Source organism: Novosphingopyxis sp. (assembly GCF_965218915.1).
GTDB lineage: Bacteria > Pseudomonadota > Alphaproteobacteria > Sphingomonadales > Sphingomonadaceae > Novosphingopyxis.
The window spans coordinates 2415556-2439004 of sequence record NZ_OZ244708.1 but is presented as its reverse complement, the minus strand read 5'-3'; the positions used below and the strand labels follow the sequence as shown (position 1 = coordinate 2439004).

At 65.2% G+C, this 23449-nt stretch carries 26 protein-coding genes; 15 read left to right on the top strand and 11 right to left on the bottom strand.

What is annotated here, in order from left to right:
* Positions 1 to 14 precede the first annotated feature (14 nt).
* The 3 genes from fliF to ACOQPC_RS11410 are packed head-to-tail and all read right to left on the bottom strand — an operon-like array spanning position 15 to position 3425.
* Positions 15 to 1757, bottom strand: coding sequence for a flagellar basal-body MS-ring/collar protein FliF (gene fliF, locus ACOQPC_RS11420; protein WP_420605852.1), 1743 nt, complete (start codon positions 1755 to 1757; stop codon positions 15 to 17).
* Between the two features lies 1 nt (position 1758).
* Positions 1759 to 2109 (bottom strand): flagellar hook-basal body complex protein FliE, encoded by a 351-nt coding sequence (fliE, locus tag ACOQPC_RS11415; protein ID WP_420605851.1) that lies wholly within the window; start codon positions 2107 to 2109, stop codon positions 1759 to 1761.
* 14 nt (positions 2110 to 2123) lie between these two features.
* Positions 2124 to 3425, bottom strand: coding sequence for a sigma-54 interaction domain-containing protein (locus ACOQPC_RS11410; protein WP_420605850.1), 1302 nt, complete (start codon positions 3423 to 3425; stop codon positions 2124 to 2126).
* 309 nt (positions 3426 to 3734) lie between these two features.
* Here ACOQPC_RS11410 and ACOQPC_RS11405 point away from each other — a divergent pair, with 309 nt between their 5' ends.
* From ACOQPC_RS11405 to ACOQPC_RS11395, 3 genes are all read left to right on the top strand, one after another.
* Positions 3735 to 4550: a flagellin gene (locus ACOQPC_RS11405; protein WP_420605849.1), complete on the top strand. Its 816-nt coding sequence runs from the start codon at positions 3735 to 3737 to the stop codon at positions 4548 to 4550.
* Positions 4551 to 5053: 503 nt separating this feature from the next.
* A complete protein-coding gene (locus ACOQPC_RS11400) occupies positions 5054 to 5938 on the top strand; it encodes a flagellin (protein WP_420605848.1) in 885 nt (294 codons plus the stop codon).
* A gap of 222 nt (positions 5939 to 6160) precedes the next feature.
* Positions 6161 to 6997 (top strand): flagellin, encoded by an 837-nt coding sequence (locus ACOQPC_RS11395; RefSeq protein ID WP_420605847.1) that lies wholly within the window; start codon positions 6161 to 6163, stop codon positions 6995 to 6997.
* Positions 6998 to 7217: 220 nt separating this feature from the next.
* On the opposite strand, the gene ACOQPC_RS11390 is transcribed toward ACOQPC_RS11395, so the two are convergent.
* From ACOQPC_RS11390 to ACOQPC_RS11355, 8 genes are all read right to left on the bottom strand, one after another.
* Positions 7218 to 7946, bottom strand: coding sequence for a sigma-70 family RNA polymerase sigma factor (locus ACOQPC_RS11390; RefSeq protein ID WP_420605846.1), 729 nt, complete (start codon positions 7944 to 7946; stop codon positions 7218 to 7220).
* Between the two features lie 27 nt (positions 7947 to 7973).
* Positions 7974 to 10094 (bottom strand): flagellar biosynthesis protein FlhA, encoded by a 2121-nt coding sequence (flhA, locus tag ACOQPC_RS11385; protein ID WP_420605845.1) that lies wholly within the window; start codon positions 10092 to 10094, stop codon positions 7974 to 7976.
* 8 nt (positions 10095 to 10102) lie between these two features.
* Positions 10103 to 10900, bottom strand: coding sequence for a transglycosylase SLT domain-containing protein (locus tag ACOQPC_RS11380; RefSeq protein WP_420605844.1), 798 nt, complete (start codon positions 10898 to 10900; stop codon positions 10103 to 10105).
* A gap of 529 nt (positions 10901 to 11429) precedes the next feature.
* Positions 11430 to 11723: a hypothetical protein gene (locus tag ACOQPC_RS11375; RefSeq protein WP_420605843.1), complete on the bottom strand. Its 294-nt coding sequence runs from the start codon at positions 11721 to 11723 to the stop codon at positions 11430 to 11432.
* A gap of 3 nt (positions 11724 to 11726) precedes the next feature.
* Entirely contained in the window at positions 11727 to 12005 is a 279-nt protein-coding gene (gene flgM, locus ACOQPC_RS11370) for a flagellar biosynthesis anti-sigma factor FlgM (protein WP_420605842.1), read from the bottom strand.
* 90 nt (positions 12006 to 12095) lie between these two features.
* Entirely contained in the window at positions 12096 to 12623 is a 528-nt protein-coding gene (locus tag ACOQPC_RS11365; protein ID WP_420605841.1) for a flagella basal body P-ring formation protein FlgA, read from the bottom strand.
* A gap of 63 nt (positions 12624 to 12686) precedes the next feature.
* Positions 12687 to 13130 carry a hypothetical protein gene (locus tag ACOQPC_RS11360; protein ID WP_420605840.1) on the bottom strand — a complete coding sequence of 148 codons (444 nt, stop codon included), beginning with the start codon at positions 13128 to 13130 and terminating at the stop codon, positions 12687 to 12689.
* Positions 13127 to 13846 (bottom strand): MotA/TolQ/ExbB proton channel family protein, encoded by a 720-nt coding sequence (locus tag ACOQPC_RS11355; protein ID WP_420605839.1) that lies wholly within the window; start codon positions 13844 to 13846, stop codon positions 13127 to 13129. The genes ACOQPC_RS11360 and ACOQPC_RS11355 overlap by 4 nt, the downstream gene beginning before the upstream one ends.
* A 206-nt stretch (positions 13847 to 14052) precedes the next feature.
* Between ACOQPC_RS11355 and flgB the strand changes: the two genes are divergently transcribed.
* From flgB to motA, 12 genes are all read left to right on the top strand, one after another.
* The gene (gene flgB / locus ACOQPC_RS11350) at positions 14053 to 14400 is read left to right on the top strand and encodes a flagellar basal body rod protein FlgB (RefSeq protein WP_420605838.1); all 348 of its coding nucleotides are present in this window, start codon (positions 14053 to 14055) and stop codon (positions 14398 to 14400) included.
* Between the two features lie 15 nt (positions 14401 to 14415).
* Complete coding sequence (flgC, locus tag ACOQPC_RS11345; RefSeq protein WP_420608130.1) at positions 14416 to 14808, top strand: flagellar basal body rod protein FlgC; 393 nt, start codon at positions 14416 to 14418, stop codon at positions 14806 to 14808.
* Complete coding sequence (locus ACOQPC_RS11340; RefSeq protein ID WP_420605837.1) at positions 14805 to 15449, top strand: flagellar hook assembly protein FlgD; 645 nt, start codon at positions 14805 to 14807, stop codon at positions 15447 to 15449. Before flgC ends, ACOQPC_RS11340 begins: the two co-directional genes overlap by 4 nt.
* A gap of 49 nt (positions 15450 to 15498) precedes the next feature.
* Complete coding sequence (locus ACOQPC_RS11335) at positions 15499 to 16329, top strand: flagellar hook-basal body complex protein (RefSeq protein ID WP_420605836.1); 831 nt, start codon at positions 15499 to 15501, stop codon at positions 16327 to 16329.
* A gap of 236 nt (positions 16330 to 16565) precedes the next feature.
* Positions 16566 to 17309, top strand: a complete 744-nt coding sequence (locus ACOQPC_RS11330; protein ID WP_420605835.1) for a flagellar basal body rod protein FlgF — start codon at positions 16566 to 16568, stop codon at positions 17307 to 17309.
* A 27-nt stretch (positions 17310 to 17336) separates the two neighbouring features.
* On the top strand, positions 17337 to 18125 hold the full coding sequence (gene flgG / locus ACOQPC_RS11325; RefSeq protein WP_420605834.1) for a flagellar basal-body rod protein FlgG: 789 nt from the start codon (positions 17337 to 17339) through the stop codon (positions 18123 to 18125).
* Between the two features lie 14 nt (positions 18126 to 18139).
* Positions 18140 to 18808, top strand: a complete 669-nt coding sequence (locus tag ACOQPC_RS11320) for a flagellar basal body L-ring protein FlgH (RefSeq protein ID WP_420605833.1) — start codon at positions 18140 to 18142, stop codon at positions 18806 to 18808.
* On the top strand, positions 18808 to 19920 hold the full coding sequence (locus ACOQPC_RS11315; RefSeq protein ID WP_420605832.1) for a flagellar basal body P-ring protein FlgI: 1113 nt from the start codon (positions 18808 to 18810) through the stop codon (positions 19918 to 19920). Before ACOQPC_RS11320 ends, ACOQPC_RS11315 begins: the two co-directional genes overlap by 1 nt.
* Entirely contained in the window at positions 19917 to 20210 is a 294-nt protein-coding gene (locus tag ACOQPC_RS11310) for a rod-binding protein (RefSeq protein ID WP_420605831.1), read from the top strand. The genes ACOQPC_RS11315 and ACOQPC_RS11310 overlap by 4 nt, the downstream gene beginning before the upstream one ends.
* Positions 20207 to 21538 carry a flagellar hook-associated protein FlgK gene (locus ACOQPC_RS11305; protein ID WP_420605830.1) on the top strand — a complete coding sequence of 444 codons (1332 nt, stop codon included), beginning with the start codon at positions 20207 to 20209 and terminating at the stop codon, positions 21536 to 21538. The genes ACOQPC_RS11310 and ACOQPC_RS11305 overlap by 4 nt, the downstream gene beginning before the upstream one ends.
* 67 nt (positions 21539 to 21605) lie before the next feature.
* Positions 21606 to 22454, top strand: a complete 849-nt coding sequence (locus ACOQPC_RS11300; protein WP_420605829.1) for a flagellin — start codon at positions 21606 to 21608, stop codon at positions 22452 to 22454.
* A 131-nt stretch (positions 22455 to 22585) separates the two neighbouring features.
* On the top strand, positions 22586 to 23449 hold the full coding sequence (gene motA, locus ACOQPC_RS11295; protein ID WP_420605828.1) for a flagellar motor stator protein MotA: 864 nt from the start codon (positions 22586 to 22588) through the stop codon (positions 23447 to 23449).

Below are 23449 nucleotides of genomic sequence, written 5' to 3'. Positions count from 1 at the left end.
CTTGTTCGAGCACGTCAGCCATGGACCGGTTCCTTGGAGTTCTTCGCCGATTTCAGCAGATCCCGGACGACCAGCGTGGCGTGCTCGGGGTTCTGCTTGACGAAATTCTGGATCAGTAGCGCGCGTTCCTGATAGCTGTGCGCCGCGGTGATCATGTCGAGCGTTACGGGGTGGTTGTTTTCCGCTTCGTGGTTCGGCCCGTTCAGCGCCGGAGCCCTGCCGTTGCCGTTCGCGCCATTCGCTCCGGCAGCGTTTTTCATGTCCTTGCGGCGCTTCAGCAGCGGCCGGCCGACGAAGAAGATCAGCGCGAGCGCGACCAGCAGGCCGGAGACGTTGCGCACCAGCAGCGATAGCCAGCTCGCCTCGTACCAGGGCGTGTTCGCCTCGACGATCGGCTGGAAGGCGCGCGAGGAGACCTCGACCTGGTCGCCGCGCTGGGCGTTGAAGCCGATCGCGCCTTTGACGAGCTTGTCGATCGCGGCGATTTCGGCGGGACTGCGCGGCTTGCCGTCTGCGCCGTTCGCGATCGCGACCGCGACCGACAGGCGGCTGACGTCGCCGGTCGCCTCGCGCACCACGGACACCTGGCGGCCCAGCTCGAAATTGCGGTTCACCTGCTCCTGGCGCTTCTGCATGTCCGCTGCTGGCGCCGCGGCGGGGTCGCCAAGCTGGTCCTGCACGGTCGCTTCGGCCGGCGGCTGGTCGGACAGCGCGCCGGGGATGCCGCCGGGCGCGTCCCCTGTACCGCCATCGGCCTGCGCGGTCCAGCTGCGCTGTTCGCTGCGCACCACCGATTCGTCCTTGGGAAAGGTTTCGCTGGTCGCCTGGCGCTCGGAGAAATCGAGTTCGGCGGACACTTCGGCGGCGAAATTTCCGGCGCCGAGCATCGGGGTGAGCAATGCGGCGAGCGAATGCCGGTAACGTTCCTCGATCTGCTCGCGCACCATCAGCTGCTGCCCGGCCTCGCCGAGCGGACCGTCGGCGGCGGTTTCGGATAGCAGGCGGCCGTTCTGGTCGACCACCGATACGCGCTCGGCGTTCAGACCGGAAACCGAGCTGGCGACGAGATGGGTGATCGCCTGGACCTGTTCGCTACCTAGGCTCGTGCCCGGCGCAAGGTTCAGGACGACCGAGGCGGCGGGCTCGTTGCGTTCGCGGATGAACACGCTGGGCGGATCGACCGCCAGATGCACGCGCGCGGAAACGACGCTGTCGATCGCCTCGATCGAGCGGGCCAGATCGGCCTCGCGCGCGCCGCGCAGCTTTTCGGTTTCGACGGCGCGGCTGGCGCCCATCGGCATGGAAGAGATCATGCTGTCGCCGTCCGGCGCGCTCTTGGGCAGGCCTTGCGATGCGAGCAGCATCTTGGCGGCGTAATAATCGTCCTCGCCGACGGTCAAAGCGCCGGTATCGCGGTCGAGCTGGTAGGGGATGGAGTTGCCGTCGAGCGCGGCGGCGACGGCGGCCTTGTCGTTTTCGGGCAGGCCCCGGAACAGATCGCGCTGCGGCGGCGACTGCAAGGCGAGCCAGGCCGCCGCGGCCATCGCCACCACGGCGACGAAGCCGATGAGCGGCAGCGATTTCGCCACCGCCGGTTGCCCCAGAACATCGCGCGCGCGGTCCATGAAGCCGGAGGCCATGCCGCCGCCTGCACCGCCGCCGCCGCTGAAACCGACCGGTTTTAAGCGCTGGGTGGTGCGGGCCATGCCGTCACCTGGGCCGGCGTCGCCGGGCTGGGAAATGGTCATTTCGTTCATATCACACCGGCATGTTCATGATGTTCTCGTAAGCCGAGAGCAGCTTGTTGCGGACTTGCAAGGTTGCCTCGAACCCGACCGAGGCCTTCTGTTTGGCGAGCATCACCGCGGCGATGTCGGTGGTTTCCCCGGCATCGTAGGCGGACGCCGCGTTGGCCGCGGTGGTCTGGCTTTCGTTCACCGCGCTCAGTGCATCGCGCATGGTGGCGGAGAAGGGCGTTTCGACGCCCTTGCCGGTTCCGGCGATCTGTCCGTTGCCGATCTGCGGCGTTTCGGTGACGTTCTGCAGCGTCTTGTTCTGCTGCAGGATCGCGCTCCGCGCGGCGAGCAGGCTGTTGGTCATCGGTTGCATCGGTCAGTCCTCCTTCAGGCGGCTTCGGCCAGCTCGCGCATGTCCGCGAGCCGGTAGCGAAGCGTGCGTTCGGAAATGCCGAGCAGCTCGGCGGCCTGGCGGCGGTTGCCCTGGGTTTCTTCGAGCGTGCTCTCGATCGCCTCGAACTCGGCCATGCGGGCGCGGCTCTGCAGATCGCGGCCGCGCAGCACGCGGTTGGTGGCCGGGGTCGGGTCGGCGCGGGGAGCGGCGGGAAGCATGGCGGGAGCGATGACAGGTAGGGTGGGGGCAGCGCGCAGATCGAAGTCCTCGGCGGTGATGGCGTCGCCTTCGCGCAGCACGAGGGCGCGCTGGATCATGTTGCACAGTTCGCGCACATTGCCGGGGAAGGCGTGCGCCATCAGCGCTTCGAGCGCATCGGCTTCGATCCAGGCGAACTCGCCGTCCGGCTGCATCGCGAGCAGCATGGTGGCGGCGATCGCGCAGACATCCTGGCGGCGCTCGTGGAGCGGCGCGATCGCGATCGGCATCACGTTGAGACGCCAGTAGAGGTCCTCGCGGAAGCGGCCCGCGGCCACTTCGGCGGCGAAATCGCGGTTGGCGGCGGCGACGATGCGGATGTCGACCTTGACCGCTTTGGTCTCTCCGACGGGCAGCACTTCGCCTTCCTGCAGCGCGCGCAGCAGCTTGGCCTGCAATTCCAGTGGCAGTTCGGTGATCTCGTCGAGGAACAGCGTGCCGCCGTCGGCCGCGCGGAACAGGCCCTCGCTCTCGCCGCTGGCGCCGGTGAAGGCGCCGCGCTTGTGGCCGAACAGCATCGCCTCGACCATCGTGGCGGGCAGCGCGGCGCAGTTGACCGCGATGAACGGACCCTCGGCGCGCGGGCTCTGGTTGTGGACGAAGCGCGCCATGCCTTCCTTGCCGACACCGGTGTCGCCCTGGATCAGGACGGCGGCTTCGCTGGCGGCGACGCGCGCGGCGTAGCGCATCAGCTTGGCGCTGGCGGGCTCGCCGATGGCGGGACCGCCGCCGCGCACGGCCTCGGCAATGAGCGCGTGGCCGAGCTTCATGTCGCCGGGACCAAAGGCGATGCGCATCGGCTGGCCCTTGTCGGCGGGGATCAGGCCGGGGGCGCCGTCGCGGAAATCGACGATAATGTCGCGGTGGCAGGCCAGCGCCATGTCTTCGGGCGTCAGGATACGCACCGAGCGGGTGCGCGGCGAGCCGTCATCGGCCGCGATGCGCCGCGTCTCGATCATCACGCTGTTAAGATAGGCTGCCAGGGTCGGCAGCATCGCGGCGGCACCGTCGCTGACGGCGGTCTTCGTAACGTACATCGATAATCCCCGGTCTCGAGCGGCCAACCCACCGCATCCCATGCAAGCCAGGGAAGCAAGCAGCGTGCCAGTTCGAAAAACGCCGCTTTTCCGTCGGGGTTCGGCGGGGCGGGGCGGGTGATGGACGGCAAAGCGTCAACCGCCCGTCGGCGGGCGTCAAGGATTTGGCGCTTCCCCTATATAAGAAGCCTCGCATCGCCCGGCCGAGGCGCCGATATTTTTTTGCTTAAGCGGTTCGCGATCCTGCCGTCACCCCTTTCGAACCGGCGAACGAACAGACCGGTCTGGGAACAACTGAAGGAATTTATCATGACCGTCATCGGAACCAATATCTCCGCCATGCGCGCCTCGACCGCTTCGAACCGCGCCGAAATGGGTCTTTCGCAGGCCATCAACCGCCTCTCCACCGGCCAGCGTATCAACTCCGCGGCCGACGACGCCGCCGGTCTCGCCATCGCCACCCGCATGACCTCCGAGGTTCGCGGCCTGAACATGGCGATGCGCAACGCCAACGACGGCATCTCGCTCGCCCAGACCGCCGAGGGCGGCATGAACGAGATCACCAACATGCTGCAGCGGATGCGCGAGCTGGCCGTGCAGTCGGCCAACGGCACGCTGTCCGCCGGCGATCGCACCAATCTGCAGACGGAAGTCACCGCGCTGATCGGCCAGATCGGCGATATCGCCGGCCGCACCGATTTCAACGGCGTCGGCCTGCTCAACGGATCGAGCACGACGATCGCTATCCAGACCGGGTCGAAAGCCGGTGAGCAGGTTTCGATCGGCTTGACCGATGTACGGACCGCAACGCTGGGTGTCGATGCCATCGACGTCAGCACCGCTGCCGGCGCGAACACGGCGCTCGGCGTGCTTGCCACGGCGCTGGACACGGTCACGACCGGCCAAGCCAAATTGGGTGCTTCGCAGAACCGTCTGCAGGCGACCGTCAGCAGCCTGACCGACCGCGTGACCAACCTTACCGAGAGCCGCAGCCGTATTCAGGATGCCGATTTCTCCGCCGAATCGACGATGCTGGCAAAGTACCAGATCCTCAACCAGGCATCGACCGCGATGCTTGCGCAAGCCAATCAGAGCCAGCAGGGCGTTCTCAGCCTGCTCCGCTGATATTTCAGTCGAGCGCGGACCGTGTCCGCCACCTGAAATAAACTGGCGCCCGTCGGATAGTTCCGGCGGGCGCTTTTTTTTGAATGCGGGCGGCGCTTGCCCCGGATTAATCCGGGGCGCAAGTTGCCTGCCCCCGCGAAAGCGGGGGGATGAGGGTGGGTGGCGCGTCGGCGCCAGCGACGGCGCGGGACTGTCGGACATGCCCTGGATTTCGAAATAGCACACCCCTCTCGTCAGAAAACACTTTTCAGAACGGCTCGAATGTGATAACCATATAGGTTATGAAATACTCACGCGCCAAACTTTCGATCGCCGCGGCCCGCCCTCTTAAGTTGTCGGCTTGTTGCGAAATATATTTTTCAAATCGCCCATTACGGGAAACTTTGACAACTTAAGCACCGTCGTCCCCCCCTTGGCTCCGCTTAAGCGATCTCGCCGCCCGCCGTTACCGCTTCCGAGGCCGCTGAAACTCGGGCAGCCGTAACAAGGAAGAAGGATCAACCATGACCGTAATCGGAACCAATATTTCCGCCATGCGCGCCTCGACCGCATCGTCGCGCGCTGAAATGGGCCTGTCCAAGGCCATCGAGCGTCTGTCCACCGGACAGCGCATCAACTCCGCCAGCGACGACGCCGCCGGTCTCGCCATCGCCACCCGCATGACGTCCGAAGTGCGCGGTCTGAACATGGCGATGCGCAACGCGAACGACGGCATCTCGCTCGCGCAGACCGCCGAGGGCGGCATGAACGAGATCACCAACATGCTGCAGCGCATGCGCGAGCTGTCGGTGCAATCGGCCAACGGCACGCTGTCCGCCGGCGATCGCACCAACCTGCAGTCGGAAGTTGCGGCGCTTAAGCTCCAGATCGGCGATGTCGCCACCCGCACCGATTTCAACGGCGTGAAGTTGCTCGACAACGCCAATGCCATCAGCATCCAGACCGGATCGAAGGCTGGCGAACAGGTCAGCGTGCAGCTTACCAATGTTGCAGCAGCCGCTTTGAAGCAATTCAAGGCCGATGGAACGACGCAAGAGACCTTCAAGGCCACCGACGGTACCACCGATGTGGACGCGATCGTGTCGAATATCGACATCTCTTATGCCGGCGGCGCTAACGCGGCATTGGGTATTCTCGACGCCGCGCTCAACACCGTGACGACGGCGCAGGCCAATCTCGGTGCTTCGCAGAACCGTCTGCAGGCGACCGTCAGCAGCCTGACCGACCGCGTCACCAACATCTCGGAAAGCCGCAGCCGCATCCAGGACGCCGATTTCTCGGCCGAATCGACGCAGCTCGCCAAATTCCAGATCCTGAACCAGGCGTCGACCGCGATGCTCGCCCAGGCGAACCAGAGCCAGCAGGGCGTGCTCAGCCTGCTGCGTTGATCAACAAGTTCAACCGGCGCGCGTTTGGCGCCGGCGTACAAGACAGGCGCTCGCCGGATATCCCGGCGGGCGTTTTTGCGTCATGGTGAAGACCTGGCCGAACTGACCGTAAGCAATTCAGAATGATCGCTTATTCGATCCTTAATCGCATCGCTACGCTACCGTTAACACTATCGAGGCTGCTGAAATTCATGGCTGCCGCAACAGGAAAAAGGACCTACCATGACCGTAATCGGAACCAATATTTCCGCCATGCGCGCCTCGACCGCATCGTCGCGCGCTGAAATGGGCCTGTCCAAGGCCATCGAGCGTCTGTCCACCGGACAGCGCATCAACTCCGCCAGCGACGACGCCGCTGGCCTTGCCATCGCCACCCGCATGACGTCCGAAGTGCGCGGCCTGAACATGGCCATGCGCAACGCCAATGACGGCATCTCGCTCGCGCAGACCGCCGAGGGCGGCATGAACGAGATCACCAACATGCTGCAGCGCATGCGCGAGCTGTCGGTGCAGTCGGCCAACGGCACGCTGTCCGCCGGCGATCGCACCAACCTGCAGGCCGAAGTCACCGCGCTGATCGGCCAGATCGGCGACATTACCAGCCGCACCGATTTCAACGGCGTGAAGCTGCTCGACAACACCAACTCCGGAACCGGGATTAACATTCAAACCGGTTCGAAGGCCGGCGAAGTCGTCAACATCGGCCTGACCGACGTTCGCGCAGCAAGCCTGACCGATGGCACTACCGCTGTTTCCGCGATCAACATCGGCACGAAAGCTGGTGCCGACCTGGCGTTGTCGTCGCTCGACGCCGCGCTGAACACGGTCACGACCGCACAGGCCAAGCTGGGTGCTTCGCAGAACCGTCTGCAGGCGACCGTCAGCAGCCTGACCGACCGCGTCACCAACATCTCGGAAAGCCGCAGCCGCATCCAGGACGCTGACTTTTCGGCCGAATCGACGCAGCTTGCGAAGTTCCAGATCCTGAACCAGGCGTCGACCGCGATGCTCGCCCAGGCGAACCAGAGCCAGCAGGGCGTGCTCAGCCTGCTGCGCTGATCGAAGGGATACCGGCGCGCGTTTGGTGCCGGGAGGTAAGTGAAGCCCCCGTCGGACTATCCGGCGGGGGCTTTGCTGTGCGCAAGGAATAACCTATCGCCGAGCGTGCCCGGGAATGCTCTGCCTCGGCATGGGGCGCAGTTCAGCAGGCTATCGTTCGTGATGGACCCCGGCCTTCGCCGGGGAACAAATATGGGATGGCTCGGCCTGAGCCGCGTCCTTAGCCGATCTGGCTTGCGAGCTTCTTGCGCATCGTATCGAGCGCGCTCTTCTTGATCTGGCACACCCGCGCGGCGGTGACGCCGAGCACCGCGCCGATCTCCTCCAGGTTCAGTTCCTCGACGAAGAACAGCTGCAGCACCAGTTGCTCGCGCTCGCCGAGCGTGCCGATCCCGGCCTGAACGAGCTCCGTCAGCTGATCGCGCTCGAGCACCGCGTCGGCGCCGTCTTCGTCCGAGGCGAACCAGATGCTGTGTTCGGAATAGACCTCGTCGATCGATTCCATCCGGACGTCGGCCGCCTGATCGAAGCGGGCAAGGAATTCCGCCGGTTCGAGCCCCAGTTCAGCCGCCAGCTCGCTCTCGCCGGGATTGCCGCCGTTCCGCTTCATCAGTTTGTCCTGGGCGCGGCGAAGCTGCTTGCGAAAATCCAGCGCGGAGCGGCACATATTGCTGTGCGCGCGCAGATGATCGATCATCGCGCCGCGAACGCGCGTGCCTGCATAGGTCGAAAATTGATGGCCCTGATCTTCATAGCGGCGAGCCGCCTCGATCAGCGCGATCAGTCCGATCTGGATCAGGTCCTCCACCTCGATGCTGGCGGGCGCGCGGCCCGAGACGTGCCAGGCGATCTTGCGCACCAAAGGAATATGGTCCTCGATCAACTGCTGCGGGCGTTGGCGCGCGGGTGTGCGGTCGTAAGTGAGGCTGTGGTCGGGTTGAAAACTCATTGCCGCACTCCTTTCAATATTAGTTGATCAAAGCTGGGTGAAGCTGTGTTTGGCCTGCGGCTGGAGCGCGGGCGCGGGGGCTTCCTTGCCGCCCACGGTCGCGATGACCTCGACCGGCTTGTCGTCGGGCAGTTCGCGGAAGCTCAAGACGGGCGTGTCGGGAAAGCGCGGACGCAGCAGGTCCGACAGCGCCTTGCGCGCGGCGGGCGAGGTGACCAGCGCGAAGCTTTGCTGGCGCAGCATCAGGCGCTGGCTCGATTCCTCGATCGCGCTGAGGATGCGCTGGCCGAGGCCCGGTTCGATCGGGAAGCTCGCGTCTCCGGCGAGCTTGATCGACTGGCCGATCAGCCCCTCGAGCTCGGGATCGAGCGTGACCACGGGCAGCGGCATGCTGACGGGGACCAGCGACTGGATGATGATCGATCCGATGCGCTGGCGCACCCGCTCGACCACCAAGGGTATATCGACGGTGCCGTCGCCGGTCGCCTCGACCATCGCGGAACATAGCCGGCGGAAATCCTTCAGCGGCACGCCTTCGATCAGCAGCGCGCGGCACACGGCGGAGACCGCGAACAGCGACAGCGGCTTGGGGGTAAGGCCCTCGACCAGCTCGGGCGCGCGGTCCTTCAGATTGTCGAGCAGCATGCGGGTCTCGTCCATGCCGAACAGTTGCGCGGCGTTGAGACGGATCATATGGTTGAGATGCGTGGCGAGCACGGTGGAGGCGTCGACCACGGTATAGCCGGAGACGATCGCCTCGGGGCGCTTGTCGGGCGAAATCCAGCGCGCGTCCATGCCGAAGGTGGGATCCTTGCAGATGCGGCCCTCGACCTCTTCGTCGATATCGCCGCTGTCGATCGCCAGCATGTCCTCGGGCCAGATCACGTCCTCGCCGATCACGGTGCCGCCGATGGTGATGCGATAGGCGTTGGGATCGAGCGTGAGATCGTCCTTGATCCGCACCAGCGGAATGACGAAGCCCAGTTCCTTGGAGAGCTGCTTGCGGATGCCGGTGACGCGCTTCATCAGCGGCGCGTCCCTGCGTTCGTCGACCAGCGGGGTGAGCGCATAGCCGACCTCGATGCCGAGCATCGCCTCATCGGACACATCGCTCCAGTGGATGACATTGGGATTGGGCGCGGGGTCATCGGCGCTGTCGTCGATTTCGGGCACTGGGCGCGAGAAACGATAGGCGAAATAGCCGGCCACCGCGGCGGCGGGCAGGATCACCATGTGCGGCATACCGGGGAGGATGCCGAGGATCGTCAGGATCGCCGCGACGGGCATCCACGCCTTGTGCGATCCGAATTGCGAGGCGATCTGGCCGGGCAGATCGAACGGCGAGGATACGCGCGTGACGATGGCCGCGGCGGCGATCGAGAGCAGCAGGGCCGGGACCTGCGCCACCAGCGCATCGCCGATGGCGAGCATGGTGTAAGTCGAAGCCGCTTCGCCGATGCTGAGACCGTGGCTGGCGATGCCGAGCACGATGCCGCCGACGATGTTGATGACCAGGATCAGGACGCCCGCGATCGCGTCGCCCTTCACGAACTTGCTGGCGCCGTCCATCGAGCCGTAGAAGTCGGCTTCGGTGGCGACGTCGACGCGGCGCTGCTTGGCTTCCTCGGGCGTGATCAGTCCGGCGCCGAGATCGGCGTCGATCGCCATCTGCTTGCCGGGCAGCGCGTCGAGCGTGAAGCGGGCGCTGACTTCGGACACGCGGCCCGCGCCCTTGGTGATGACCACCATGTTGATGATCATCAGGATCGCGAACACGAACAGGCCGACGACATAGTCGCCGCCGATCAGCATGGAGCCGAACGCCTCGATCACATGACCGGCGGCGTCGCCACCCTCGTGGCCCTGCACCAGCACGACGCGGGTGGAGGCGACGTTGAGGCCGAGCCTTAGGAGGGTCGCGAACAGCAGCACGGTCGGGAAGCTCGAGAAATCGAGCGGCTTGGACGCGTTGAGCGCGACCATCAGCACCGCGAGCGATATCATGATGTTGGTGATGAAACCGATGTCGAGCACGAAGGCGGGCACCGGCAGCACCAGGAACACCACCAGCAACAGAGTCGCCAGGGGCAGCAGCGCGGAGCGAACATCGAACAAGGCGCCGAGCGCGTTTGTGGAGGCGGCTTTCATGTGAGGTGTCAGGCTCCCATCGATGCGAGCAGCATATAGGCCATGCGCGCATTGTCGTTTCGGTTGAGGTCGGTGCCGGTGGGCGCTGCACGCTGCGCGCTGGCGAGGCGCAGATAATCGGCGGGCTGGACATAAGGCAGATCGTTGCCACCCGGCCGATTACTGCCGCCCAGCGGCAGATTGGCGTCGCCGCCAAGCTTGGCGGCGAAGCGGTTTCGAATTTCGTCGAAGCTGCGCGCGCGTCCGTTGGAGGCGTAGAAGATGTTGCGGTTCGCGCCTGCGGCCTTGCCGAACAGAGGCGCGGCCGCGGCGTCGGGGTCCGATGCGTGCGCGGACAGGAATTTGTTGGCGCCGCCAGCGCCCAGGAAATGGGCGAGATAGAGATCGACCGGGGCCATCTGGCGGCCCTGGCGTTGCTCGAGATAGTCGCGATTGTCGGCGGCGAACTCGCCCGCCATCGCGGCGGCGGCCTCGGGGTTTTTGCGCAGATCGAGGATCGCGCGGCGCGTGGCCGGATCGGCGACATTGTAGCGGCCGCGCGAATCGCGCTGGATCGCGTTCGACGCCCAGTCCAGTCCATGCTGTGCGCCATGCTGATCGACCACGGCGAGCCAGCTCTGGCTGATGAACTGGTAGAGCCCGGTGGCCGAGCTGGTCGGTGCCTTGGCATTGGGGTTCATGCCGCTTTCGATGCGCGCCTGGCCCATCAGATAATCGAAATCGACGCCGGTCCGCTTGGCGGACTGCGCGATGGCGCGGGTGATACGATCGCCGCCACCCGCAAAGCTGTTGATCCCAGATGGCATGTGCCGTCTCCTGTTTCATCAGGAGGTCAGCAAGACCCGTGCCAGTTTCTGATAGTGTTTCGGTTTGGAGCGGGAGAGGAGCGAGCCCCAGGGCCCGGCGGCAGTTCGATCTCGCCCTGGATTCCAGGTCGAGTCCGGAATCATGTTGCTTTGGCGGGGACGCGGGGGTGCCTCACGCGCCGACCTCGTCTCCTCGCGCCCGCCCACACACCCCGTCATCCCGGACTTGATCCGGGATCCAAGGTCCAGCGGCAGTTCGATCTCGCCATGGATTCCGGGTCGAGCCCGGAATGACGAAGCGTTAACCCGCTACCTCCCTTTCCCATTACCCGCAGGCTGCCAAAGTAGGATTTGGCGCGCTATGGTCCGGGCCATGCCGCCCATCGCTCCTCTACATCCCGGCCATGAAAGCCGTTCGGTTCATCGATGGCCGGCAACGGGTGGGCGCAAGATGCCCGCCCCCGTATGCGGTCTTTTGCGCACTTCCAGACGGACCGCGACTCGATCCCGGGCGAGATGTTGCCGCGGCTCAGGCGGCGCGGGGGCCGTAGCGCAGGGGCTGGCTTTCGTGGCCGAGCAGCTCGAGCTGTTGCCGGGTGTGATCGGTCAGCACGCGCAGGCGGTAGGCCGCGGCATGCGACAATCGGTCGATGCGCTCGAACGCGTCGCGCGCATCGTCATTGGCGTAGAGCGTCGGCAGGTCGCGCAGTTCGTCGATCAGCGTGGAAAGCTTGGCGGTCGCGTCGATGATGTCCTGCGCATCGCCGGCGTCGAGCGCGGCGATCAGCAGTTCCTGCGCGGTCTGGATCCGCTGGGCCGGCATCGGTCAGTCTTCGCCGAAGAGGTCGAGCGCGATCATCTTCTGCGCCAGCTTCTGCGGGTCGATCAGGTAGCGGCCCTCGGCGATGGCGGCGCGGATGTCGTCCACCTTTGCCTGGTCGAACGGCGCGCCTTCGCTGGCGATGGTCGCGGCATCGGATTGCCGGATCGCGGTCTCGTCGCGCGCGGCACGGGTCTCGGTGATCGCGGAGACCGGCTGGGTGCTCCCGCTGCGCAGCGCCGCCGTGGAGACGGGGCTGTATCCGTTGGGACGATCGACTTTCATGATAACCTCTTTCAGCTTGTCGCTATCGGTAACGGCAGCTTCGGCCAGACCTTAAGGAAAAATTTTCAGCTTCCCACTCTGCCGGCGCGATCAGCTGCTCGGCACCGAGACTTCGCCGATAGCGACGACACGCGCGAGGATCGGTCTGGCCGAGCGGTCGGCACGCACCGATATCATGTCGCCGATCTTGCCGTTGGCGTCCGCGATCATCGTGCGCGAGAGGCTGAAGCCACGGCCCTCGACCGACAGGCGCACCGCCTGGCCGCGCGTGACGGCATCTCGCATTTCCTGCCGCGCAGCGCCAGCCCCGGCTGCGTTGCCATTGGCTTGCCCGCCGGACAGGAGCGGTACGCGGATCGACCAGCCGATCGGTTCGCAGCGCACGACGGCTGCGCCGAGCACCGGACCCGAGACCGACGGCGCATCGGGGCAGGCTTTCAGTTTCAGGCGCCGGTCGATCGGTGCGCGCGCGCCGCCCGGCTCGCCGATCTGCGCACCCACATGCGCGGAGACCGCGACGTCGAGATCGGACAGGTCCTGGAAATTGCCGGCCAGCGCCGGGGCGGCGGCAAGCAGGGTGAGGGCGGTCGTCACGAACGATATCTTGCGGCTGGTCATGGTTCGGGCCTCGGGTCGATAGAGTATATTCCCAGATCACGAAGCAAAGGCCGTGCCAGCCGCTCAATCATGGATCGAAACCGTTACCCCCGACGGTCCCTTTCCGTCTCGCGGCATGGCCGGTTCGAGCTTTCGAGCGGGATAGCCGGATGTCTTCATGGCATGCATGATCGCGGCGGTCCGCGCGGCGGCCTGTTCCCAGCCGTCCAGCCGCGCGCTGCCTTGGAGATCGTCGATCGCGACGCGAATCGACACGCGGCGACCTCCGGCTTGCCGCGCCAGTTGCCGGACCCAGCTGGCGCCCTGCACGGAAAGCCGCGCCTCGTCCGGTTCGAACAGACGCCCGATCGCGACGTGGATCGTTTCGGAGCGGTCGGCCGCCTGCTCGGACTTGATCGTCTTGACGGGCTTCGAGTCGCGCTGCTGCAACTCGCCGATCAGCGCGACCGAGCCGAGCAGGATCAGGCTGAGATCGATAAAGCCGACCATCGAGCGCGAACGCTTCATCGACGCAGCGCCTTGACCAGATCAGGATGGGTGCGGGACGCCTCGTCTTTCGCAGCCGCGGGCGATGTCCTGCGCATCGCGCGGTCGGGATATTCGCGCCGGGCCAGCTTCAGCATGCGCTGCGCCGTCTCCCCCTGCCACGCTCCCTCATGCTCGCCGATCATTTCCAGGCGCCGAGCAATCGGCCCGGCTACGAGATGCGCGAAGATCAGGCCGTAGAGGCTGGTGAGCAGACACATCGCCATGGCCGCGCCGATCCCTTCCGCGCTGTCCATCGCTCCGAACATCTGGACCAGACCGAGCACCGTGCCCAGCATACCGAGCGCCGGGGCGGCGTCGGCGAGGTCGTTCCAGACCTGGATCGCTCGGGCACGCCTGGCAGCGCACGCCTGAAGCAGCCCGTCGACCGCTTTGGCATAACTTTCGAATCCGGGCTCGTCGGACATCATCGTGCCGAGCTGATGAGTAAAGGCACAGGCGCCGACCTCGCGATCCGCGCAACTGACGCCGCGGCGCTGAACCAGATCTTCGAGCATGATCGCGGCGAGCCTGGCCCGTTCGCGTTCGCCTGCCGAGCGAACCAGACGCCCGGCAGCGGCAAGTGCGGTGCCGAGACCGCCAAGCCCATTCTGGATCGCTGCAACCAGCAGGCATCCAAGACCGATCAGCGCCAATGCTCCGGGATCGAGAAACTGGCCGAGTTGTGCTGTTGTCATTTCCTGTCCCTCGTGCGGGCGGCAAAATATTGCCGGGCGGCAAAAATCTGCCGCCCGGTTGGCGCTGCTGCGTCAGAATCCGCAAGAAACCGCTTCATTTCCATAATCTCGCGATTTGGCACGGCCTTTGCTTGATCATGTTCGGCAAACCATTGTCCCGGCTCGTCAACGGTAGATAGCGGCCAGGATTAAGCAGGAAACGCACTATGGCAGACAAGATTTTCGGCATTCACGGGGACGCGCTTCAGCTGCGATCGCAGCGACTGTCGATGCTCGCCTCCAACATCGCGAACGCCGCGACGCCCGGATACAAGGCACGCGATCTCGATTTCGAGAAGGCGATGCGCGAGGTGGTCGGCGGCTCGACCGCGGATCGCGCGATGGAAGGCCATGCCGGATACCGCGTACCGCTGCAGTCCTCGCTGGACGGCAACACCGTGGAGCTTTCCACCGAACAGACGCTCTTCGCGGAGAACGCGGTGGGCTATTCGACCACGCTGTCCTTCCTCGAAGCGCGCGTCAACACGCTCACCCGCGCGATCAGAGGGGAATGATCCATGCCAGGCCCAATGAACATCTTCGACATTTCGGGGCGCGCCATGTCGGCGCAGCTGACCCGGATGAACACCACCGCGTCGAACCTCGCCAACGCGCGCACGACCTATAGCAGCGCGGCGGAAGCCTATCGCGCGCTGAAGCCGGTCTTCCGCACCGCGAGCGCGGCCGACGGTATCGCCACCGTCGATGTCGAAAAAGTGGTGAAATCGAACACCGAACCCAAAATGCGCCACGATCCGACCAACCCGCTTGCCGATGCCGACGGCAACGTCTGGGACGCGGGCGTCGATGAGGCCGCCGAGCTGATCGATATGATCGAGACCGCCCGGCAATATCAGAACAATGTGCAGGTGATGCAGACCGCCAAGTCGCTGATCCTGGACACCGTGAGGATGGGCAAATGAGCGACATTTCAAGCACGCTTCCGCCCGGCCTGACGCTGGCGCAGCCGACCGGCGCCACCGGCGGTGGGTCGCTCGATCAGACCTCGTTCCTGAAGCTGATGACCGCGCAGCTGAAGTTCCAGGACCCGTTCAAACCGGTCGACAATCAGGCGATGGTTGCGCAGATGGCACAATTCTCATCCGTTGCCGGCATCGCCGAGATGAACCAGTCGCTAAAAGCGATCTCGGAGGCCTTTTCGGGCTCGCGCCTGTCCGAGGCTTCGCAGTTCATCGGCAAGTCGGTGCTCGCCAATGGCGATGTCGCGGCGATGGACGCCGGCGGGCTCTATCGCGGCGAGCTCGATCTGGCGACGCCCAGCGACCAGCTGACCATCGATCTGGTCGATGCGGACGGCAATGTCGTGCGTTCGGCCGCCGCCGGACCGGTCGAAGCGGGCAAGGTGCCGTTCGCCTTCCAGAGCGTCGATGAAAACGGTCAGCCGAAAGACCTCGGCAACCTAAAGGTGCGCGTATCGGGCGGGGTCGCGATCTCGACCGCGACCTGGCTTCCCGTCAGCGCCGTCGGCGTTTCCGCCGCGGGCGCCGCGCTCACCACCCCCATCGGTCCCGTCGAGGTGTCCGCCGTGCGCGGCGTCGGCTGAGCCTTAGCAGCAAGATCAACCCAAGCATTTAGTCCCAGGAGAAAGCCCCATGTCCTTCCTTACCTCGCTCAGCGGCCTGAAAGCCGCGCAATCCGATCTGTCGGTGGTGTCGAACAACATCGCCAACAGCAACTCGACCGGCTTCAAGAAAAGCCGCGCGCAGTTCGGCGACCTGTTCGCCGCCTCGCCGACCCAGACCACCAAGATGATCGCGGGCCAGGGCGTCCAGCTGCAGGGCATCACCCAGCAGTTCACCCAGGGTACGCTGGAATCGACCGACCGCACGCTCGATCTGGCGGTGGCCGGCGAAGGCTTTTTCACGGTGAAGAGCCCGTCCTCGACGGCGGCGATCACCTATACGCGCAACGGTTCGTTCAGCGTGAACAACACCCGCGAAGTGGTCGACGCCACCGGCAACATCATCCAGATGCTCCCGGTGAACGCCGATGGCGAGATCACCTCGTCGAATTCGGCCGACCTCACCAGCCTGGTGCTTCCGGAAACCGATCCGAACGATCCCAACGCCGTGCTCGCGAATATCTCGGTGGGCACCAACGGCGTGATCACCGCCACCTATTCCAACGGCAACCAGCAGGCGCTGGGGTCGCTGGCGATGGCGAGCTTCGTCGCGGTCGAGGGCCTGCGTCCCGTCGGCGACGCGCATTGGCAGGCGACCGGCACTTCCGGGCTCGCCGCGCTGTCGCAGGCCGGCACCGGCCCGCTCGGCACCGTGCGCTCGGGTTCGCTCGAAACCGCCAATATCGACATCACCGAGGAACTGGTTTCGCTGATCGCAGCGCAGCGCAATTTCCAGGCGAATGCGCAGGCGATCGAGACCGCCAACAACATGACCCAGACGATCGTCAACCTGCAGGTCTGATCGATAATGTGCCGGTTTGACTTCACTAGGTTTTCAATACCTTCTCCTGCCCTCGGCGGGAGAAGGATACGGAGCCTTGCCGGTGTACCGGCTAGGCGCAGTCGGATGAGGGTGGGTGGCGCGAAGCGCCATCGACAGTTCGGCGCTGCTGAACAAGCCCTCACCGCTGCGCCCCGGATCAAGTCCGGGGCTCGCTCCTCTCCCGCGAGCGGGAAAGGGTATTATGGGAGTAGTCCATGGATAGGATGATCCATCTCAGCCTTCGCGCCATGCAGGGGGTAATGAATCGCCAGACCGCGATCGCGCATAATATGGCGAACGCGGACACCACCGGCTTTCGCGCTGAAATCGTCAGCGCGCAGGCGCAATATATCCATGGCGAAGGGCTGCAGAGCCGTGCGACTCCCAATGAATATGTGCTGGCCGCCGACATGAACCCCGGCGCGGTGAAGGAGACGGGTCGTCCGCTCGACATCGCGCTGGGCGGACAGAGTTTGCTGGCGGTGCAGGCGCCGGGTGGCGACGAGGGTTATACCCGCCGCGGCGATCTGATGATGAACGAAAGCGGCCTCCTCACCACCGGCGACGGGCATCCCGTGCTGGGCGAGGGCGGTCCGCTGGTCGTGCCGCCCGCCGACACTATCCGCATCGCCGAGGATGGCGGCGTCTGGATCGTGCCCAAGGGCGGCGATCCGAACCAGCCGCAGCAGATCGACCATCTGCGCATAGTCAGCCCCAAGGGCAGCGAGATCGTTAAGGGCGAGGATACCCTCTTTCGGGTTAAGAATGGCGGCGCGCTGCCGTCAGATCCGGATGCAAGGCTGCAAAGCGGCGCGTTGGAGGGATCGAACGTCAACATGACCCAGGCGCTGGTCGACATGATCGAGACCAGCCGTGCCTACGAGGCGCAGGTCAAGCTTCTCACCACCGCCAAGGAAATGGACGATGGCGGCGCGAGCGTCATGCAGATGCCGCGCTAAGCCGACGACCGAAGGAGACAGGAAACCATGAGCAATTCAGCCTTGCAGGTCGCCCGCACCGGGCTCGACGCACAGAACACCAAGATGCGCGTGATCGCCAACAACCTGGCCAACGTGAACACCACCGGCTTCAAGCGCGACCGCGCGCAGTTCGAGACGCTGGCCTATCAGCAGGTCGTCCAGAAGGGCGCCGCGTCGGACCAGCAGAACAAGTTCGCCGTCGGCCTTTCGCTCGGCACCGGCGTGGCGATTTCCGGCACCGCGCGGATCGATACGCAGGGATCGCTGCAGACCACCGGCAATGCGATGGATCTGGCGATCGAGGGCGCGGGCTATTTCCAAGTGGAGATGCCCGATGGAACCACCGCCTACACCCGCGCGGGCAATTTCAATCTGACCGCCGACGGCCAGATGGTCACGTCCGAGGGTCTGCCGATCCAGCCGCAGATTCAGGTGCCCGAGGGCGCGACGTCGGTCACGATCGGCGCCGACGGCACCGTGTCGGCGACGCTTGCCGGACAGGCCGAACCCAATGAGCTGGGCAAGATCGAGCTCGCCAATTTCGTCAACGGCGCCGGGCTGGAATCGGTCGGCAACAATCTGCTCAAGGAGACCGCGGCGAGCGGCGCGCCGATCACCGGCGCGGCGGGCGAGGAAGGGCGCGGCGTGCTGCGCCAAGGCGCGCTCGAGGGCTCCAACGTCAACATCGTCGAGGAGCTGGTCGACATGATCGAGACCCAGCGCGCCTATGAGGTCAATTCCAAGATGATCAAGGCGACCGACGAAATGCTCCAATTCGCTAATCAGCAGCTCTGAGGATCTTGAGCCCCATGAAAAACCTTCTCATCCTGCTCGCCTCCGCGCCGCTGCTGACCGCCTGCCTTGGCGATCAGCAGGCACGGCCCGATCCGGCCTATGCCGCCACCATCGCGCCGCCGCCGGTATATCAGCCGGTCGCCGCATCGGATGGCTCGATCTTCCAGGCCGCCAATGGCTATGCCGCTTTGACCTCCGGCTCGCGCGCCGCGCGGATCGGCGACCTGCTGACCATCGCCTTGGTCGAGCGCACGCAGGCGGTGAAATCGAACAGCGCCAATGTCGACAAGTCCGGCAGCTTCGGCATCACCCCGCCGACCACCGGCCCGCTGTCCCTGTTTGACCCCAGCGATGTCAGCTTCGGCGGCGGCACCAATTTCAAGGGTGGCGGCAGCGCGCAGCAGAGCAATGCGCTGAGCGGCCAGATCAGCGTCACCGTGGCGCAGATCTTCCCGAACGGCACCATGCTGGTGCGCGGCGAAAAACTTATCCGCCTGAACCGCGGCGACGAATATGTCCGCTTCAGCGGCCTCGTGCGCACCGCCGATATCGGCCCCGAGAATATCGTGCCGTCGACCCGCGTGGCCGATGCCCATATCGATTATGGCGGCGCCGGCGAGATCGCGCAGGCCAGCAAACAGGGCTGGCTGCAACGCTTCTTCAACATTGTGAGCCCGTTCTGATGAACCGCTTTGCTTCCATCTTCGCCAGGATCGCATTGATTCTTTCGGCCGTTACGCTGGCGGTATCGCCGGCTTCGGCTGAGCGGATCAAGGATCTGGGGGGCTTTCAAGGCCTGCGCACCAACCAGCTGACCGGCTACGGCATCGTCGTCGGCCTCGCCGGCACGGGCGACGACAGCCTGGAATACGCCACCGTCGCGATGAAGGGCGTCACCACGCGCTTCGGCCTGACCTTGCCGCCGGGCGTCAACCCGGCGACCAAGAACGCAGCGGCGGTACTCGTCACGGCGGATCTTCCCGCCATGGCCAAGCCCGGCCAGCGCATCGACATCACCGTCTCGGCGATCGGCAAGGCCAAGTCGCTCCGCGGCGGCACACTGATCATGATGCCGCTGCTCGGTGCCGATGGCGAGATTTACGCCATGGCGCAGGGCAATCTGGCGGTCGGCGGTCTGGGTGTCGAAGGCCGCGACGGATCGACCACCACGGTCAACATTCCATCGGTCGGCCGCATCGCGGGCGGCGCTTCGGTGGAGCGGGCCGTCGCCACCGGGTTCGAGCAGAGCCCCTTTCTCACATTCAATCTGGCCGAGGCCGATCTCACGACGGCCCTGCGTGTGGCCGATGCAATCAACGCCAAGGTCGGCGAAGAGCTCGCTTCGGCCAATGACGCGGTGTCGATTACCATCCGCGCACCCGGCGATCCGCAGCAGCGGGTCATGCTGATGGGCGCGATCGAGAATATGGAGGTCACCCCGGCCGAGGCTCCGGCGCGGGTGATCGTCAATGCGCGCACCGGCACCGTCGTCATCAACGGCGCGGTACGGATCAGCCCGGCAGCGGTGAGCCATGGCTCGCTGACGGTGCGCGTTCAGGAAACCCCGCAAGTGGTGCAGCCCGCCCCGCTCAGCCGCGGCCAGACCGCGGTCGAGCAGCGCAGCGACATCACCATCGATGATGGGCCCGTCAACGCGTTCATCGCGCGCGGGGCCTCGCTGTCGGAGATCGTCCAGTCGATCAATGCCATCGGCGCCAGCCCCAGCGATCTGGCGGCCATCCTCGATGCGTTGAAACAGGCCGGCGCGCTGAAGGCGGAGCTGGTGATCCTGTGACCGATTCCATCGCCTCGACCGGTCCCGTTGCCGCCGCTTCGGCTGGTGACAGCGGCAAGGCGCAGAAGAAGGATGACCTGCGCGCGGCGGCGGAAGCGTTCGAGGCGGTGTTTCTGCGCCAGATGATCAGATCGATGCGCAGCGCCGGGCTCGCCGACGATATTTTCGGCAACCAGGCGACCGACCAGTTCCGCGACATGCAAGACGCGCACATGGCCGATGCGATGGCCGGCAGCACCGATTTCGGCATCGCCGAGCTGCTGCTGAAACAGTTCGAGGGCAAATCATGAGCGGATTACTCAGCATCGGCCGCTCGGCGCTGCGCGGTTATTCCACCGCGCTCGACACCGTGTCGCAGAACATCGCGAATTCCGAGAACGGCGATTATGTCCGGCGCAACGTCCGGTTGGGCGACGCCACCATCACCGCCTCGTTGAACCCGCTCTATACGGCGCAGAGCGGGCTTGGCGGCGTCAACGTGAACGGGATTGCCCGTTCGGGCGACGAATTCCTCGAAGCGTCGGTAAGACTGAGCGGCGCATCGCTGGTACGCGCCGAAACGACGACGAGCTGGCTGAGCTCGATCGAGACGGGTCTCGACAATGCCGGAGCGCATGTCGGCGCGCGCCTCGGCGATTTCTACGCACGCGGGCAGGAACTGTCGGCGGCGCCGTTCGACCATGCGCTGCGGGTCACCTTTCTCAATGACATCGACAGCACGGCGGAGACCTTCCGTCGTACCTCGGGCAATCTAAGCGTGGCGATCGACCAGCTCGGGCAGCGCGCCGGGGCCGAGATTACCGGCCTCAACCAGTCGCTCGAAAACCTCTCCAAGATCAATATCGACCTACGCCGCACGCAGCCGGGCACACAGGCCTATGCCGGGCTGCTCGACACGCGCGACGCCGCGCTCGCCGTCATCAGCGAGCGCATCGATGCCGATATCAGCCTGGGCGACAATGGCGTCGCCACGGTTCGTTATGCCGGGGAAACGGTCGCCGGAATCGGCACCTCCGCCACGCTCGGCCTGGCCGATAACGCCGATGGCAGCTTTCGCGTGCTGGTCGACGGACAGGACGGCAAGGTGCCGACCAACGGTATGCTCGCCGGGTTCAGCCGCGCGCGTAGCGCCGCGACCGGCGACCTTGCGAAGCTCGATCGGCTTGCCGAGGATTTTGCCACGCAGGTCAATGACTGGCATGTCGGCGGGCGCACCGATGCCGGAACCCCGGGCAAGGCGTTGCTGACCACCGGTGGCGGCGCGGTGGGTCTCACCATGATCGCGGCCGATGCCTCGGACCTCGCGCTGGCCGATACGGGGGGCAAGCCCAACGGCAATCTCATCGCGCTCGCCGGGCTGCGCAGCTCGGGCGGCACCGAGCAGAGCTGGAACCAGCTGCTTTCGGCCCACGCCAACCTTATTCTCGCTTCGAAGAACGAGGAAGCCGCCGCAACCTCGCTTGATCGCAACATGCGCAGCAGCCGCGATGCCGTGTCGCGCGTCGATCTCGACCGCGAGACGGCCGATCTGATTCGCCTGCAGCAGGCCTATGAGGCCGCCAGCCGCGTGATCCAGGTGGCCCGCGAAACCACGCAATCGATCCTCGCCATCTTCTGACCGGGCCATCTTCCGATCCGGCCACCTTATCCAGCACGCTTTCCAGTCCATTCAGGGGACCTCTTTCATGATCCAGTCGATCAACCGCAATCGTCCCGCGGAAGCCGTACAGAGCCAGCTCGATCTGGCGCACGCCATCGCCGAACAGCAGGAAGCGATCGCCAGCGGCAAGCGTCTGACCCGCCCTTCGGACGATCCGCAGGGCTGGCTCGAGATCTCGCTGATCGCCCGCCAGCAGGGCGACGAGGCAGCTTCCAGCGCCAATATCGGCCGCGCCGAAACGCGTGCCGTGCAGGCCGAATCGAGCATGAACGAGCTGTCGTCGGGTCTGATCCGCGCCAAGGAACTGCTCGTCCTGTCGAACAACGACACGGTGAGCGGCCTGAATCGCGAGGGTATCGCGATCGAGCTCGAAGGCATCCTCGCCAATTTTCGCGATATACTGGGACAGGACGATCCCTATGGCGGCAAATTGTTCGCCGATGCGGCGATCGAGGTGCCGATCGGCGGCACGCGCAACGTCATCGCCTCGCCGACCTTGGTCAAATTGTCGCAAGGCATCGGCGACGGCAGCGGCGGGACGACCAGTCTGGAGAGCCTGTTGCAGACCAGCATCGACGCCGTGCGAAGCGGAACCGGTGCGCTGCGGGAGGCCAATCTGCAGCCGCTCGACAACGCGCTCGACCACATGACCTCGCTGCTCACCGAGCAGGGCGTGGCGCGCGGCCGGCTCGAAAGCGCGCGCAACCAGTTCTTGGAAAGCCGCATCGTCCTGGCAGAGCGGCGCAAGGAGATCGAGGAGGTGGACGTCAGCGAGGCAATCACCCGCCTGCAGGCGCTCGATATCTCGTTGCAGGCGGCGCAGGCGGTCTACGCCAAGATCAACCAGCGCTCGTTGCTCGATTATCTGGGATGATCGCAAGATCCTGATCGAATGGCTTAATCGCGCGCCCTCATGGCCGTTAAGTCCCTTGACCGGAGCGCGCCTTGCGCACCGTTCGCGATCGGAGGCCGTTGCCGCCGACCAAGCAAAGGATAGCCTGCACCATGATGCCAGCAATCGGCCTCGTCATTCTGATCGTCATGGTGTTCGGGGGCTTCGTCATTTCGGGCGGCAATATCGGGGTGGTGTTGCATGCCCTGCCGATCGAAATGATGGTCATCGGCGGCGCGGCCGTCGCGGCGATCGTTACCGGCAATAACGGCACCGAGCTGAAAGCGCTGGGCGGCGGTTTCGCCAAGGTGTTCAAGGGTCCCAAGTTCAAGCGTCAGGATTATCTCGACTGCATCTTCCTGTGCGGCAAGCTCATGAAGATGCTGCGCGCCGAAGGGCCGGTCGCGCTCGAGCCCCATGTCGAAGATCCGCAGAACAGCTCGGTCTTCGCCGAATTCCCGCGCCTGCTCGCCGACAAGGCCTTGGTCAACCTGATTTGCGACAGCCTGCGCCTCGTCGTCGTGTCGTCGGGCGATCTCGATCCCCATTCGGTCGAGGAGGTGGTCGACCAGCATTTGAAGACCCATCACAAGGGCGCGATGGGGCCGGCCGACAATCTGCAATGGCTCGCCGACGCGCTGCCCGCGCTGGGCATCGTCGCCGCCGTGCTCGGCGTGGTCAAGACGATGGGCGCGATCGACCAGCCACCCGAGGTGCTCGGCGAAATGATCGGCTCGGCGCTGGTCGGCACCTTTTTAGGCGTGCTGCTCGCCTATGGCATGGTCGGCCCGATCGCCAACCGCGTGAAGGCGATCATCGACGAGGATCACAAGATCTACGAGGTCGCCAAGCAGATCATCATCGCCAGCCTGCACGGTCACCCGCAGCCGCTGGTGATCGAGGCGGCGCGCTCGGGGCTCAATCATGCCAACCAGCCGAGCTTCGCCGACGTGTTCGACGGCCTCAGGGCGCGCTGA

Excerpts from the sequence above, each read along its gene's own strand:
- ACOQPC_RS11320 (WP_420605833.1), top strand. The coding sequence starts at position 18,140 with ATGAAAAACCTTCTCATCCTGCTCGCCTCCGCGCCGCTGCTGACCGCC.
- ACOQPC_RS11360 (WP_420605840.1), bottom strand. The coding sequence starts at position 13,130 with ATGAAGCGTTCGCGCTCGATGGTCGGCTTTATCGATCTCAGCCTGATC.
- ACOQPC_RS11365 (WP_420605841.1), bottom strand. The coding sequence starts at position 12,623 with ATGACCAGCCGCAAGATATCGTTCGTGACGACCGCCCTCACCCTGCTT.
- ACOQPC_RS11330 (WP_420605835.1), top strand. The coding sequence starts at position 16,566 with ATGGATAGGATGATCCATCTCAGCCTTCGCGCCATGCAGGGGGTAATG.
- ACOQPC_RS11390 (WP_420605846.1), bottom strand. The coding sequence starts at position 7,946 with ATGAGTTTTCAACCCGACCACAGCCTCACTTACGACCGCACACCCGCG.
- flgM (WP_420605842.1), bottom strand. The coding sequence starts at position 12,005 with ATGAAAGTCGATCGTCCCAACGGATACAGCCCCGTCTCCACGGCGGCG.
- ACOQPC_RS11315 (WP_420605832.1), top strand. The coding sequence starts at position 18,808 with ATGAACCGCTTTGCTTCCATCTTCGCCAGGATCGCATTGATTCTTTCG.
- ACOQPC_RS11340 (WP_420605837.1), top strand. The coding sequence starts at position 14,805 with ATGAGCGACATTTCAAGCACGCTTCCGCCCGGCCTGACGCTGGCGCAG.
- ACOQPC_RS11355 (WP_420605839.1), bottom strand. The coding sequence starts at position 13,846 with ATGACAACAGCACAACTCGGCCAGTTTCTCGATCCCGGAGCATTGGCG.
- flhA (WP_420605845.1), bottom strand. The coding sequence starts at position 10,094 with ATGAAAGCCGCCTCCACAAACGCGCTCGGCGCCTTGTTCGATGTTCGC.
- flgC (WP_420608130.1), top strand. The coding sequence starts at position 14,416 with ATGAACATCTTCGACATTTCGGGGCGCGCCATGTCGGCGCAGCTGACC.
- flgB (WP_420605838.1), top strand. The coding sequence starts at position 14,053 with ATGGCAGACAAGATTTTCGGCATTCACGGGGACGCGCTTCAGCTGCGA.
- motA (WP_420605828.1), top strand. The coding sequence starts at position 22,586 with ATGATGCCAGCAATCGGCCTCGTCATTCTGATCGTCATGGTGTTCGGG.
- ACOQPC_RS11300 (WP_420605829.1), top strand. The coding sequence starts at position 21,606 with ATGATCCAGTCGATCAACCGCAATCGTCCCGCGGAAGCCGTACAGAGC.
- ACOQPC_RS11405 (WP_420605849.1), top strand. The coding sequence starts at position 3,735 with ATGACCGTCATCGGAACCAATATCTCCGCCATGCGCGCCTCGACCGCT.
- ACOQPC_RS11335 (WP_420605836.1), top strand. The coding sequence starts at position 15,499 with ATGTCCTTCCTTACCTCGCTCAGCGGCCTGAAAGCCGCGCAATCCGAT.
- fliE (WP_420605851.1), bottom strand. The coding sequence starts at position 2,109 with ATGCAACCGATGACCAACAGCCTGCTCGCCGCGCGGAGCGCGATCCTG.
- ACOQPC_RS11375 (WP_420605843.1), bottom strand. The coding sequence starts at position 11,723 with ATGCCGGCCCAGCGGATCCAGACCGCGCAGGAACTGCTGATCGCCGCG.
- ACOQPC_RS11395 (WP_420605847.1), top strand. The coding sequence starts at position 6,161 with ATGACCGTAATCGGAACCAATATTTCCGCCATGCGCGCCTCGACCGCA.
- ACOQPC_RS11305 (WP_420605830.1), top strand. The coding sequence starts at position 20,207 with ATGAGCGGATTACTCAGCATCGGCCGCTCGGCGCTGCGCGGTTATTCC.
- ACOQPC_RS11380 (WP_420605844.1), bottom strand. The coding sequence starts at position 10,900 with ATGCCATCTGGGATCAACAGCTTTGCGGGTGGCGGCGATCGTATCACC.
- ACOQPC_RS11400 (WP_420605848.1), top strand. The coding sequence starts at position 5,054 with ATGACCGTAATCGGAACCAATATTTCCGCCATGCGCGCCTCGACCGCA.
- ACOQPC_RS11410 (WP_420605850.1), bottom strand. The coding sequence starts at position 3,425 with ATGTACGTTACGAAGACCGCCGTCAGCGACGGTGCCGCCGCGATGCTG.
- fliF (WP_420605852.1), bottom strand. The coding sequence starts at position 1,757 with ATGAACGAAATGACCATTTCCCAGCCCGGCGACGCCGGCCCAGGTGAC.
- flgG (WP_420605834.1), top strand. The coding sequence starts at position 17,337 with ATGAGCAATTCAGCCTTGCAGGTCGCCCGCACCGGGCTCGACGCACAG.